This window comes from Nonomuraea sp. WAC 01424 (assembly GCF_003947315.1).
GTDB classification, from domain to species: Bacteria; Actinomycetota; Actinomycetes; order Streptosporangiales; family Streptosporangiaceae; genus Nonomuraea; species Nonomuraea spiralis.
Map to the genome: position 1 here is coordinate 98,477 of NZ_QHHZ01000011.1, position 14,393 is coordinate 112,869.

Annotated in this window: 3 protein-coding genes; 2 read left to right on the top strand and 1 reads right to left on the bottom strand. The window is 75.6% G+C overall.

Annotation, left to right across the window (positions count from 1 at the left end; genetic code table 11):
- Nucleotide 1: 1 nt before the first annotated feature.
- Entirely contained in the window at nt 2-12,352 is a 12,351-nt protein-coding gene (locus DMB42_RS29030; RefSeq protein ID WP_125638366.1) for a non-ribosomal peptide synthetase, read from the bottom strand.
- A gap of 331 nt (nt 12,353-12,683) precedes the next feature.
- On the opposite strand from DMB42_RS29030, the gene DMB42_RS29035 reads away from it, so the two are divergent.
- Nucleotides 12,684-13,226: an ImmA/IrrE family metallo-endopeptidase gene (locus tag DMB42_RS29035; RefSeq protein ID WP_125638368.1), complete on the top strand. Its 543-nt coding sequence runs from the start codon at nt 12,684-12,686 to the stop codon at nt 13,224-13,226.
- Entirely contained in the window at nt 13,219-14,388 is a 1,170-nt protein-coding gene (locus DMB42_RS29040) for an MAB_1171c family putative transporter (RefSeq protein WP_125638371.1), read from the top strand. The genes DMB42_RS29035 and DMB42_RS29040 overlap by 8 nt, the downstream gene beginning before the upstream one ends.
- Nucleotides 14,389-14,393 lie beyond the last annotated feature (5 nt).

Genomic DNA, 14,393 nt, shown 5'->3' on the forward strand with positions numbered 1-14,393 from the left:
GTCAGCCCTCCCCGCCGGAGCCGGAGCCGGAGCCGGGGCCGGGGTTGGGGTCGAAGCCGGAGCCGGGGCCGGTGGCGTGGCGGGGGCCCGGGTGGCGGGCCAGCGAGCGCAGGCAGGTCAGGAAGTCCGCCATGAGCCGGTCCACCGTGGCCCGGTCGTGCACGTTCCGCGAGTGGTACCAGTCGAACGACAACCGGCCGTCCCGGATCGCGCCCACGACCTCCAGCAGGTGGTCGGCCCGCTCCAGCGGGCTCTGCTCGCGGCCGATCGGGTCGTGGAAGGCGTGCAGGAGGCCGCCACCAGGGCCACCAGGGCCGCCGGGGCCGCCGGCCGTGTCCGCCTGCCCGTGGTAGTTGAAGGCCACCTGCGGGACGGCCCGCGACGACAACTCCGCCCCCGCGGATCCCGGCGGGCCGAGATGGCGCAGCAGGCCGTAGCCGAGCCCGTTGCCGGGGATCGCGCGAAGCTGCTCGCGTACCGACCGGACGATCTTCACCCAGTCGTCGCCGCCGGGCAGCGTGAGGGCCGCCGGGTACTCCGTGGTGAACCAGCCGACGGTCCTGCTCAGGTCGAGGTCGTCGAACAGGTGCTCGCGACCGTGGCCCTCCATGTCGATCATCACCCGCTCGTCGCCGCTCCACCGGCTGAGGGTCCAGGCCAGGGCCGTGACCAGCAGCTCGTGGAGCCGTACGCGGAAGGCGGCGGGGGCGGCGCGGACCAGCGCGCGGGTCTCCTCCTCCGACAGCGCGCCGGGCACGACGGCGACCGAGCCGACCAGGTTGTCGCCGTCGCGGTCCACCGGCAGCGGCGGCGGCTCCGGCAGCCCGGTCCAGTACGCGGCCTCCCGGCCCGGCCCGTCGCCCGCGGCGTACCCGGCCAGCCTGGTCGCCCACGTGCCGAACGGCGAGGAGGCGGGGCCGAGGTCGATCGGCTCGCCGCCGGCCGCCTGCCGGTACGCGATCTCCAGGTCCTCGGTCAGGACCCGCCAGGAGACGGCGTCCACGACCAGGTGGTGGGCGGTGAGGTACAACCACGGCCGGCGGCCGGGGCCGGTGTCGAACAGCAGGGCCCGGCACAGGGGGCCGTGGGCGAGGTCGAACCCGGCGTCCGCGGCGGCGGCCCGTTCGTCCATGGCCGCCCGCAGGTCGGCGTCCGCGTCCAGGTGCGTCAGGTCGTGCCGGGTCAGCGGCACCCGCGCGGCGTCGGCGGGGGCGATGTGCTGCCGCCATTCGCCGCTGTCCCGTTCGAAGCGGGACCGCAGCGCGTCGTGGCGCCGCGCCAGCGCGGCGAGTGCGGCCCGCAGGGCCTCCTCGTCCACCGGGCCGGTCAGCTCGGCCAGCATGGACTGGTTGTAGTGGTGCGGGGCGACCCGGTGACCGGCCAGGAACGCCCGCTGCACCGGCGTCAACGGCACCGGCCCACCGGCGTCCCCACCGGCCCCGAGAACGGCCCCGGCGGCCCCGGCGCCCGTGGAGGCGGGGGCGGCCCTGGCCACCGGGGCCAGCTCGGCGATCGTCTGGTTCAAGAAGAGGTCCTTGGTGGTGACGCCGATCCCGGCGCGCCTGGCCCTCGCGACCATCTGCATGCTGAGGATGGAGTCGCCGCCCAGGTCGAAGAAGTTGTCCTCGACCCCGAACGCCCCCGGCTCGACGCCCAGGACCTCCGCCCACACCTCCACCAGCGCCGACTCCACGCCGTCGCGCGGCGCGAGCCGCCCGCCCGCGCCCGCGTCCACGGCGGTGGCGGACGGCTGCGGCAGGGCCCGCCGATCCACCTTGCCGCTGCTGGTCAGCGGCAGCTCGTCCAGCGTCACGAAGAAGTGCGGCACCATGTAGCCGGGAAGGCGGCCGCGGGCGAACTCGCGCAGCGCGGCGGTCTCCGGCGCGGCCCCGGCCACCGGCACGACGTACGCGGCGATCCGCGGCACGCCCTGCCCGTCCCCGAGCACCACGACGGTCGCCCGCGCCACCTCCGGGTGTTCGCCGAGCACCGCCTCGATCTCGCCGGGCTCGATCCGGAACCCGCGCACCTTCACCTGGTCGTCGGTCCTGCCGAGGTACTCAAGCATCCCGTCGGGACGCCACCGGGCCAGGTCCCCGGTGCGGTACATGCGCCCGCCCGCCTCCTCGAACGGCCCGGCGACGAACCGTTCGGCGGTGAGCGCGGGCCGGCCGAGGTAACCGCGGCCGAGCTGGTCACCGGCGAGGTACAGCTCCCCGGCCACGCCCACGGGGACCGGCCGCAGCCCCCCGTCCAGCACGTACGCCCGGGTGTTGCGCATCGGCCTGCCCACGATGGGCCGTTCGCTGTCGGACAGGCGGCAGTACAGGGTGTCCACGGTGCACTCGGTCGGCCCGTAGTAGTTGTAACCGGCGGTGTCCGGGGCCGTACGCAGGTCGCGCCAGAGCGCCTCGCCCACCGCCTCGCCGCCCAGCATGACCACCGCCGGCCGGTGCCGTTCCCCGGTGAGCAGGCCGAGCGGCACGAGCTGCTCGGCGTAGGACGGCGTCAGGTCCAGCACGTCGATCCGGTGCCGGTCGATGTAGGACAGCAGCGCCTCCGGGTCGCGCCGCGTGAGGTCGTCGATCACGTGCAGCTCGTGGCCGTCGGCCAGCCACAACACGCCCTCCAGCGAGGTGTCGAAGCTGAACGCCGCGGTGAGCCCCGCCCTGAGCCGCCCGCCGCCCGCCTCGGGACGGATGAGACCGGCCCGGTGGTCGAGGAACAGGTTGGCCAGCCCGCGGTGTTCGAGCACCACGCCCTTGGGCCGGCCGGTCGAGCCGGAGGTGTAGATCACGTACGCCGGGTGCCCGGGGAGCGGCGCGGGCCAGTCCGGCGGGCCGTCGGGCTGCCCGTCGAGCAGCGCGGGATCGTCCAGCATGATCAGCTCACCGGGCACGGGCGGGCCGAACGCCGCCTCCCGGTCGGTCAGGACGATCACCGGCGCGGCGTCGTCCAGCATGAACGACAACCGTTCGTCCGGCAGGTCGGGATCCAGCGGCAGGAAGGCGGCCCCGGCCTTGAGCACCGCCAGCAGGGCCACGACGGTCCGGTCGCCGCGCGAGCAGGCCAGCCCCACCAGCGTCTCGGGACGGGCCCCGCGCGCCCGGAGCAGCCGCGCCAGGCGGTCGGCGCGGGCGTCCAGCTCGGCGAAGGTGAGCGTACGGTCGCGGAAGGACAGCGCGGGCAGGGCGGCGTCGGCGCGGGCCCGTTCGGCGAACAGGTCGGCGAACAGCGCGGACGACGCCGGGGCGCGCGTGGCGTTCCAGCCGGTCAGGACCTGCTCCCGTTCGGCGTCCGTCATGATCGGCAGGTCGGCCAGGAGGGCGCCGGGGTCGGCCGCGACGGCGTCGAGCAAGGTCGTCAGGTGGCCGGCCAGCCGTTCGGCGGTGGAATGGTCGAACAGCGCGGTGCTGTAGCCGATGGCCGCCGTCAGCCGGCCGCCGTGCTCGTGGAAGTCGAACGTCAGGTCGTGGCTGACCTGGTCGGAGACGGCCGCCAGCGGCGCGGCGCGCAGGCCCGGCAGGTCCGGGTCGGCCGACGGCGTGTTGTCCAGCACCACCATGACGTCCACCAGCGGGTTCCTGCTCGGGTCCCGCTCCGGCCGGAGCAGCTCGACCAGCCGCTCGAACGGCACGTCCTCGTGCTCGAACGCCTCCAGCACGGTCGAACGCACCTCGGCCAGGAACGCGGCGAACGACGACGAGCCGTCGACCGTGGACCTGAGCACGACGGTGTTGACGAAGAACCCGACCAGCCCCTCCAGCTCTGCCCGGCCGCGTCCGGAGGTCGCCGTGCCGACGGCGACGTCCCGCTGTCCGCAGATCCGGGACAGCAGGAGCTGCGTCACGGCGGTCAGGACCATGAACAGCGTGGCGTCGTGCCCGCGGGCCAGCGCCTTGAGCCGGTCCAGCGTCCCCGGCGCGACGTCGAGCAGCCGCATCGCGCCGTCGGCCACCCGTACCGGCGGGCGGGGCCGGTCGACCGGCAGCGCGAGCGGCGTGAGGCCGGCCAGCCGGCGTTCCCAGTAGGCGGGGTCGGACGGGTGCCGGCGCTGCCAGGAGGCGAAGTCGGCGTACCGCAGCGGGAGCGGCGGCAGCTCGGCCCGCTCGCCCCGCAGCGCGGCGGCGTAGCAGGCGCCCAGCTCGGCGCCGAGCACGCCCATCGACCAGCCGTCGGTCGCGATGTGGTGCATGACCAGCGCGAGCGCGTGCTCGCCGGCGTCCAGCCGTACCAGCGTGGCCCGCAGCACGGGCCCGCGCCGCAGGTCGAACGGCCGGGACGCGGCCCGCTCCACGGTCTCCCGCATCGCCCGTTCGGGATCGCCGTCGCCGGACACGTCGGTCACCGGCAGGGGCACCGGCCCGGGAGGCAGGATGGTCTGCGTGCCGCGGCCGTCCACGTCGCCGTAGACCGTGCGCAGCGCCTCGTGCCGCTCCACCAGCCGGTCGAGCGCGGTACGCAGCGCCGCCACGTCCAGCTCGCCGGACAGGCGCAGCCCGTACACGGTGTTGTACTCCGAGCCGCCGGGCTCGAACTCGCTGAGGAACCACAACCGCTGCTGGGCGAAGGACAGCGGCAGGCCCTCCTCGCCCGCGACCCGTTCGACGGCGTCGGGCACGGGCGCGGCGGTGAGCGTGCCCGCGAAGGCGGCGATGGTCGGGGTGTCGAAGAGCTGGCGCGGCGAGGGCGCCGCGCCGAGCGCCGCGCGCACCCGCGAGATCACCCGGATGCTGAGGACGGAGTCGCCGCCGAGGTCGAAGAAGTCGTCCTCGACGCCCACGTCCGCCACGTCCAGGCCCAGCACCTCGGCCCAGATCCCGGCCAGCAGCGACTCGGTGTCGTCGCGCGGGGCGACCCGGGGCACGGCCGCGTCGAGCGGCCCGTCGGGCACGGGCAGCGCCCGCCGGTCGAGGGTGCCGCCCGCGGTCAGCGGCAGGGCGTCCAGCATGGCGAACGCCGACGGCACCGCCTGCGCGGGCACGTGCGCGGCCATGAACGCGCGCAGCTCGGCCGGACCTGGGACGTCCTCGCCGGCCGGCACGACGTAGCCGACCAGCCGCGTGCGCCCGGCCTCGTCCCGGTGCCCGGCCGCAGCGGCGGCGGCCACCCCGGGATGGCGGGCCAGCGCGGCCTCCACCTCGCCCAGCTCCACGCGGAACCCGCGGACCTTGATCTGGTCGTCGGCCCGCCCGACGATCTCCAGCTCGCCGTCCGCCCGGCGGCGGCCCAGGTCGCCGGTACGGTACACACGCTCCCCGGAGGCGTCGCGCACGAACCGGCTCGCGGTCAGCTCGGGACGCCCCCAGTAACCGCGCGCGACCCCGTCGCCCGCGACGCAGATCTCGCCGGTCACGCCCACGGGCACCGGACGCAGCCCGGCGTCGAGCACGTGCACGCGGGTGTTGGCGAACGGCCGCCCGATCGGCGCGTACGCCCCCTGCCCCATGGGCGCCGCGCCGAGCTGGAACACGGTCGAGTCCACGGTGGTCTCCGTCGCGCCGTAGGCGTTGACTGCGATCGTCCCGGGCCCGAGGCGGGCGAGCACCCGTCCGGCCTCGGCCACCGGCCAGCCCTCCGAGCCGACCATCAGCACCCGCAGCGCCTCCGGCCGAAGGCCCGCGCGCTCCAGTTCCTCGGTCACCGCCGCCGCCAGCGACGGCACGGTCACCATGAGGTGCGCGCCGCTGCTCACCAGCAGCTCGGCCATGGCACGGGGGTCGCCGACGCGGTCGGCCGGGCAGATCACCATCTCGCCGCCGAACATCGCCGACAGCAGGAAGTCGCCGAAGAACAGGTCGACCGACTGGCTGGAGACCGCCAGGCAGCGCGGCCGGGTCCCGGCCAGGCCGTAGCGGGCGTCCCAGGCGTGGGTCATGTGGTGGACGTTGCGGTGCTCGACCATCACGCCCTTCGGCCGTCCCGTCGAGCCCGAGGTGAAGATCACGTACGCCAGGTCGTCCGGCCCGACGTCCACGTGCGGCGGCCGGGCGGGGGCGGCGGCGAGGGCGGGATCGTCCAGCAGGACGGCCCGCGTCCCGCCCAGCCGGTCGAGCAGCGCCGTACGGGTGACGACGAGCGGGGCGGCGCAGTCGGCCAGCATGGATTCCAGCAGGGCAGGCGGGTAGTCCGGGTCGAGCGGCACGAACGCCGCCCCCGACTTGAGCACGCCGAGCAGCGCGGCCACGGCGTCCACACCGCGTTCGACGCAGACGCCGACCAGCGTGCCCGGCCGCGCGCCGCGCTCGATCAGCAGGTGCGCCAGCCGGTCGGCCCGCCCGTCCAGCTCGGCGAACGTCAGGCTGTCGGTGCCGCAGCTCACGGCGGTGTCGCCGGGGGTGCGCGCGGCCTGCTCGGCGAACAGCTCGTGCACCGGGCGGGCGGCGGGGAAACGCGCCGCGGTGTCGTTCCAGGCGGCGAGCTGCCCGCGTTCGGCGGCGGTGAGCACCGGCAGGTCCGCCGTCCGCCGGGCGGTGCCGTCGGCGAGGGCGTCGAGCAGGGTCTCCAGGTGGCCCAGCAACCGGGCCGCGGTGGCCTCGTCGAGCAGCGCCGGGTCGTAGTCGGCGGCGATGGTCAGCTCGTCGCCCGCGTGCACGGTGATCATGAGCGGGTAGTTGCTGCGCTCGTCGCCGAGGTGTTCCAGCACCCGTACGCCGTGCCCGTCGCGACGGCCCTCCGGGTAGTTCTCGAACACCAGCACGCTGTCGAACAGAGGCACGCCGCCCGGCAGCTCGCCGCACCGGTGGACCTGGGCGGGGGACAGGTAGTCGTACTGGCGGCACTCGGCCTGGTGGTCCTGGAGCCGGCGCAGCCAGCCGAACACCTCGGCCTCGCCGTCCACCTCGACCCGGACGGGCAGCATGTTGATGAACAGCCCCACGATCGACCCGGCGTCCCGCAGACCGGCGGGGCGGCCGGAGACGGTGGCGCCGAAGCACACCTCGCGCTCTCCGGCGTAGCGCGACAGCAGGATCGCCCACGCGCCCTGGAGCAGCGTGTTCACCGTCAGCCGCGCGTTCCTGGCCCGCTCGTACAGGCGGGCGGAACGGTCGGTGGGCAGGCTCACCCGTACGGCCGCGGTGGAACGCGACCGGTGCGCCCGCGCCGGAGGCCGGTCGTACGGGATCGGCGTCGGCGCGGCGAACCCGGCCAGCTCCCGCCGCCAGTGCTCCTCGGCCGCCGCCACATCCTGCAGCCCGAGCCATTCCAGATAGTCCCGGTACGGCCTGCGCACCGGGGCCGGACGGCCCGCGTACCGCTCGAACACCTGGGTCAGCACCTGCGCCGCGCTCCAGCCGTCCACCAGGACGTGGTGCGCGGTCCAGAAGACCCGTACCCGGGTGTCGGTCAGGCGGGCGACGACCAGCCGGGCCAGCGGCGCGGTGGCCAGGTCGAGGCGCCGTTCGGCGCGGCGCGCCCACAGCCGTTCGGTCTCGGCCCGCCGCCCGGCCTCCGGCAGCCCGCGCCAGTCGTGCCGCTCGACCGGGAGGCGCACGCCGCGCCGCACGACCTGTACGGGCTCGGGCACGTCCTGCCAGACGATCGCCGTGCGCAGCGCCGGGATCTCGTCGGTGACCTCCTGCCAGGCCCGCACCAGGCGTTCCGGGTCGTCCACGCCGTCGAGCAGGAGGCTGAAGTGCGAGGCGTAGGTGTCGGCGGCGGGGTCGGCCAGCGAGTGGAACAGCAGGCCGCCCTGCAACGGCGTGAGCGGGTAGACGTCCTCGACCGAGCGGCCGTCACCCGCGACGCGGTCCACGGCGGCCTGGTCGAGCCGGGCCAGCGGGAAGTCGGACGGGGTGCAACCGCCCGCGCCGGGCTCCGCGCAGTGCTCGACGATCTCCGCCAGCGCCGCCGTCATCCGTTCGGCCAGGGCCGCCACGGTCGCCTCCCGATGCCGCCGGCCCGAGTACGACCAGCGCATCTCCAGCCGGTCACCGCGCACCACCGCGTTGACCTCCAGCAGGTGGACGCGCTCCTGCCGCGGGTCGCGCTCGGCGCCCTCGGGAGTCGGCAGCATGCCGCGCGACTCCATCCGGCCCAGGTAGTTGAAGGCGACCTCGGGCTGCCGGTCGTCGCGCAGCTCGGCGCCCGCCGGGGACAGGTGGCGCAGCGCGCCGTACCCGAGTCCGCGCAGCGGGACCGCCCTGACCTGCTCCTTGACGGATCGGAGCAGGTCGCCCCAGCCGCCGTCCGGGAGCTCCAGCACCAGGGGGGAGACGGTGGTGAACCAGCCGACCGTACGTGACAGGTCCACCTCGGGGAACAGCTCCTCGCGGCCGTGCCCCTCCAGCTCGACCAGGACGCGGGCGCCGCCCGCCCAGCCGGCCAGCACCCGGCCGAGCGCGCCGAGCAACACCTCGTCGATGCGCGTCCGGTAGACCTCCGGCACCTCGCGCAGCAGCCGGCGGGTGAGCCCGGCGTCCAGCGTGGCCGTCACCGTACGCAGGTCGCCGGCGACGTTCGCGCCCCCGTCGTCGTCCACGGGCAGCGGGGGGACCCCGGAGGCCAGCTCACGTACCCGCCGCCAGTGGGGCAGCTCGTGGTCGAAGCCGCCGGACGCCGCGTGGTCGCCCAGCCGCAGCGCCCACTCGCGGAACGACGTGGAACGCGGGCCCAGCCGGATCGGCTCCCCGGCCGCGGCCTGGCGGCAGGCGATCTCCAGGTCCGACAGCAGCACCCGCCACGACACGCCGTCCACGACCAGGTGGTGGGCGGCCAGGAACAACCGCCGGGGGCCGTCGCCGGTGAACAGCAGGGCCTTGATCAGCGGCCCGCGGTCGAGCGCGAACGAGGTCTGCGCCTCCACGGCCGCGCGGTGGGCGTACCCGGCGCGCTCGTCCTCGGGCACGCCGGACAGGTCGACGCGGCGCAGCACCCGGCCGTGCTCGGCGGCGGCGTTGTGCTGCCGCCACCCGGCGCCGTCCCGCTCCAGCCGCAGGCGTAGCGCGTCGTGCCGCTCGACCAGGGCCGTCAGCGCCGCCTCGACGGCGTCGTCGCCGGCTTCTGCGGGCGGTTCCAGCGCTATCGCCTGGTTGAACCGGGGCAGGCTGCCGGCCAGGTTCTCCAGGAACCAGTGCTGGATCGGCGTGAGCGGCACGTCGCCGCTCACCGGGCCGTCCTCGGCCTCCCGCGCGCCCGGCGGCTCGTCGGGCAGGTCGGCGGGCAGCTCGGCGGCCAGGTCGGCGACGGTCTGGCGGAGGAACATCAGGCGCGGGGTCAGCGCCAGCCCCGCCGCCTGCGCCCCCGCGACGACCTGGAGCCCGAGGATGGAGTCGCCGCCCAGGTCGAAGAAGTTGTCGTGCACGCCCACCCGCTCGACGCCCAGCACCCGCGCCCACACCTCGGCGAGCGCGCGTTCGGCCGGTGTGCGCGGCTCGGCGTACTCCTCGCCGCTGTGGCGGGCGCCGGTCGGCGCGGGCAGGGCCCGCCGGTCCACCTTGCCGCTGTGCGTGAGCGGCAGGGCGGCCAGGATCACGAACGCCGTCGGCACCATGTGCTCGGGCAGCCGCCGCCGCAGGGCCTCGCGCAGCTCCGCGGGGTCCGCGCCGCCCTCGGCCGGTACGACGTACCCCACCAGCCGCCTGGTCCCGTTCGCGTCCTCCTTGACCGCGGCGGCGGCGGCGACCACGCAGGGCTGCTCCGACAGCGCGGCCTCGACCTCGCCCGGCTCGATCCGGAACCCGCGCAGCTTGACCTGGTCGTCGGTGCGGCCCGCGTGCTCCAGCCGCCCGTTCGCCAGCCAGCGGGCCCGGTCGCCGGTGCGGTACATGCGCGTGCCCGGCGGCCCGTACGGGTCGGCCACGAACCGCTCGCCGGTCAGGCCGGGCCGGTTCAGATACCCCCTGGCCAGGCGCGTACCGCCGAGGTACAGCTCGCCCGGCACGCCGATGGGCGCGGGCCTGAGCCGCTCGTCCAGCACGTACGCCCGGATGCTCGGGAACGGCCGCCCGATGGGGACCGGCCCCGGGTCGGCGTCCGCCGGGGCCAGCGGCTCGCTCAGCGTGGCGCCGACCATGGTCTCCGTGGGCCCGTAGCCGTTGAACACCCGCCGCCCCGGCGACCAGGCGCGCACCAGCTCCGGCGGGCACGTCTCGCCCGCCACCACGACGACCGCGCCGCGCGGGACGCCGTCCTCGGGCAGCGTCGCGAGCGCGGTGGGCGGCAGCGTGACGTGGGTGACCCGCTCGCGGGCGATCAGCCCGGCCAGCGGCGCGCCCGGCGGGCGTTCGTCGTCGGCGGCGACCACGAGCGTGCCCCCGGACAGCAGGGCGAGCACCAGCTCCCAGAACGCGCCGTCGAAGGAGAGCGAGGCGAACTGGAGCACCCGCGCGCCCGGCCCGGCGTCCATGCGCTCGCGCTGGACGCGCACCATGTCGTGCACGCCCTCGTGCGTGACCACCACGGCCTTGGGCCGGCCGGTCGAGCCGGAGGTGTAGATCACGTAGGCGGGATTGTCCGGCCGCGCGGCCGGGGCGCCACCGGACGGTCCGGCGGGCGCCGGGGCGTCCGGCTCGACGAACGGCAGGCCGGCGGGCAGCGCGGACGCGCTCTCCCGGGTGGCCACCGCCAGCACCGGACGGGTGTCGCCGACCATGGCCGCGATCCGGCCGGCCGGCTGCCCCACGTCCACCGGCAGGTACGCGGCCCCGGACTTGAGCACCGCCAGCACCGCCACGACCATGTCGATCGACCGGGGCAGCGCCACCGCGACGTACCGCTCCGGCCCCGCGCCCCTGGCGGTCAGCAGCCGGGCCAGCCGGTCGGCGCGCTCGTCCAGCTCGCCGTAGGTGAGCGAACGGCCGCCGCACACCACGGCTTGGGCCCGCGGCCGGGCCGCCACCTGCTCGGCGAACAGCCGCGTCACCGTCAGCGTCTCCGGCCCGGCGCCGGTCCCGGGCCACAACGAGGTCAGCAGCCGGTGCTCGGTCCGGCCGAGCAGCGGGATCCCGGCCAGCGGCCGGGCGGGCGCCGCCGCGATCCCGGCGAGCAGGCGCACCAGGTGGGCGGTCATCCGCTCGGCGGTGTCCGGGCCGTACAGGCTCGTGTTGTAGGCCAGGCTTCCGGCCAGGGCGCCGTCCCGTTCGGTGAAGTCGAACGACAGGTCCATGCTCGCGGCCAGTACGGGCGGCGGCAGCTCGGTGACCCGCAGGCCGGGGAAGGCGGCCGTGCCGGGCGGCAGGTTGCGCAGGTTGACCGCCACCTCCGTCAGCGGCGGGCGGCTCGGGTCGCGTTCCGGGCGCAGCGCCTCCACCAGCCGCTGGAACGGCACCCGGTCGTGGGCGAACGCGTCCAGCACCGTCGTGCGCGTACGGCCCAGCAGCTCCTCGAACGGGTGCGACTCGTCCACCTCGCCGCGCAGCACCAGCGTGTTGACGAAGAAGCCGACCAGGTTCTCCGTCTCGACCCGGTCCCGGCCGGAGACGACGGTGGCCACGGCCACGTCCGGACGGCCGGTGTAGCGGGCCAGCAGCGTGTGCACCGCAGCGACCAGCGTCATGAAGAGCGTGGCGCCGGCCCGCTCGCCGATCTCCCGCAGCCGCCCGGCGACGTCCGCCGGCACCTCGAACGCGCACGCCGCTCCGGCGGAGCTCCTGACCGGCGGGCGCGGCCGGTCCGTCGGCAGGTCCATGGGGGCCAGCCGGTCCAGCCTGCGCCGCCAGTACGCGAGCTGCTCCTCGGCCTGCGGCCCCGAGGCCCGCTCCCGCTGCCAGGCGCTGACGTCGGCGTAGCTCACCGGCAGCGGCGGCAGGCCGGCGGGCGGGCCGCCGGCGGCGGCGGCGTACAGGGCGGCCAGATCGTCGAGCAGCACCCGCGAGGACCAGCCGTCGGTGACGATGTGGTGGGCGTGGGCGGTCAGCACGTGCTCGCGCGGGCCGAGCCGGATCAGCCGGGCCCGGAACACCGGCCCCACGCGCAGGTCCACGGGCCGGCGGGCCTCCTCCTCCAGCAGGCGGTCCAGTTCGCCGGGACGCTCCGACAGGTCCGTCAGCGGCAGCGGCATCTCGGCGGCCGGCATGATCCGCTGCGTGCCGCGCCCGTCCAGGGACCCGAACGTCGTGCGCAGGGTCTCGTGCCGGGCCACCACCCGGGTGAGCGCGGTCCGCAGCGCGGGCACGTCCAGGTCGCCCCTCAGCCGTACGGCCAGCGGCACCAGGTAGTCCACGGCGTCCGGGTCCAGCTCGTACATGAACCAGAGCCGCTCCTGGGCGGGGGAGAGCGGGACCGGGCCGGTGGTGTCCGTACGCGGGATCGGGTCGGCGGCCGACCGGCCGGACAGTCTCCGCAGCATCTGGTCACGGAGGTGTTCCGGCAGTGCCGCGATCCGCTCGTCCCGCTGGGAAGAGATATGCATCGGGGTGTCTCCAAGCCCTCCGGTTGACGGTCGGCCGCCCGCGCCTGGATAACGTTTCGATGAACTGCGGTAAGCGCGCGGCCCGGCCCTCGCGGGCGTCGTCCGAGGCCGCCCGCCGCCTCCTCTTGATGTTGTCAACGGCCGCCCGGCCGCTCCAGAGCATTGAACCGACGGCTAAAGAACCAGCTCAGAGGCCGGTACGGGCAGCGGGTGCGGAGTTGGTTAGGCCGGCGGCCCAAGGGGCAGAGCAAGCACGACGTTGTCACGGTCGAAGCGGATGCGACACGATCGTGATCGGATGTCGATGCTGAATTGTTAGCCCTGGAGAGGTATGACTCCCGCCGGCAAGAAGTTCAGGCTCATGCGGCGTCGCTGCGCGGAGATCGCCCGCCGATTACCGATGCCGCGGCCCTATCGCGTCAGAACGCTCTGCGACCTGGTCGCCGCCGAGCGGGGGCGTCCCATCCGGCTCCTGGAGCTGCCCGGCGACGACGAGATGCTGGGCGCCTGGCTGGCCACCGAGGCGACCGACCTGATCTTCTACAAGCCCGACACGACGCCGCCGCACCAGGACCACATCATCCTGCACGAGCTGAGCCACGTGATCTGCGGCCACTACCCCGAGGCCGACCCGAAGGCACAGCGGCACGTGTTGTTCCCCAGCCTCAACCCCGCCCTCGTCCGCCGCGTGCTCAGGCGTTCGATCTACGGGTCGGAGGAGGAGCAGGAGGCCGAGCTGCTCGCCTCGCTCATCTGGCAGCGGGCCTGCCGCGAGTCGCGCCCGCGGGCGTCGGACGTCCGGCGTGTGGACGCCGCGCTCACCGGGACCGTGGACGCGCTCCACGGCGGGGTGTCCGGCCTCGCCCGTGGGTGAGTGGCTGCGGCTCAACGGCCCCGCGGTGCTGGCCTGCGCGCTGACCGCGTACCGGCTGGCCGCCGTGCGCTCCTGGGCGCGCGACCCGGCCGGGCGGGCGGTGTTCGTCATCCTGGCTGCGATCGCCGCCTCGACGACGGTCAACACGCCCTGGGCCTACGACGCCGTCTGGCGGCTGACCGGCGTGCCGAACCTGGCCAGGCTGGTGTCCCACGCGTTCATGCTGGCCGTGGCCTGGTCGGTCGGGACGTTCGTACGGCAGGTCGGCCAGCCGCCGGAGGGGCCGCGCCGCCGTACGTGGGGGGAGGCCGCCTGGCCGGCGCTCGTGCTGCTCGGCATGTGCCTGACCTTCGCCCTGGCCCGTACGCCGGTCAACAGCCCGCGCTTCGCCGTCCGGTACGGGGACACGCCGGGCGTGCTCGAATACTGGCTCGTCTTCCTGTGCTACCTCGTGCCGGTGTTGTGCCACGCCACCTGGTTCGCCCTGCGTGAGGCCCGCCAGACGGAGAACCGGGCGGTGGGCGCGGGACTGCGGCTGATCGCCGTGGGCGCGTCCCTGACCGTGCTCTACCACCTGCACAAGGCGGCCTACTTCGCCTGCCGGCGGGTCGGCGCCGACTACCCCGACCTGCTGCGGGCGCCCCTGGACATGCTGCTGGTGCCGCTCGGCGTGCTCGCGGTGCTGCTCGGCCTGGCCCTGCCGTCGTGGTGGCCCGCGCGGCTGCGCTGGTTCCGCGACTTCCGGCTGCACCTGCGGCTGCGTCCGCTGTGGCGGGCGCTCTACCGGGCCAGCCCGGACATCGCGCTGCTGGCCCCGGCCCCCTTCCTGACCGAGCTGGTCACCTTCCGCGACCTGGACCTGCGGTTGTACCGGCGGTTCGTGGAGATCCGGGACGGCCGGATCGCTCTGGAGCCGTACCTGGACGCGCGCGTGACGGACGCGGCCCGGCGGGAGGGCGCGCGGTCCGGCCTGCGCGGGCAGCGGCTGGAGGCGTTCGCCGAGGCCGCCGCGGTGGACGCGGCCATCCGCGCCCGCGCCCGCGGCCTGCCGCCCGACGGCGGCGCCGGGACGGCGGCCGTGCCCGGCGGCGTCGACCTGAGCAGCGACGCCGCCTTCCTCGGCCTCGTCTCGCGCGCCTACCGGCGGCTGGGCGCGCGCTGAGCCGC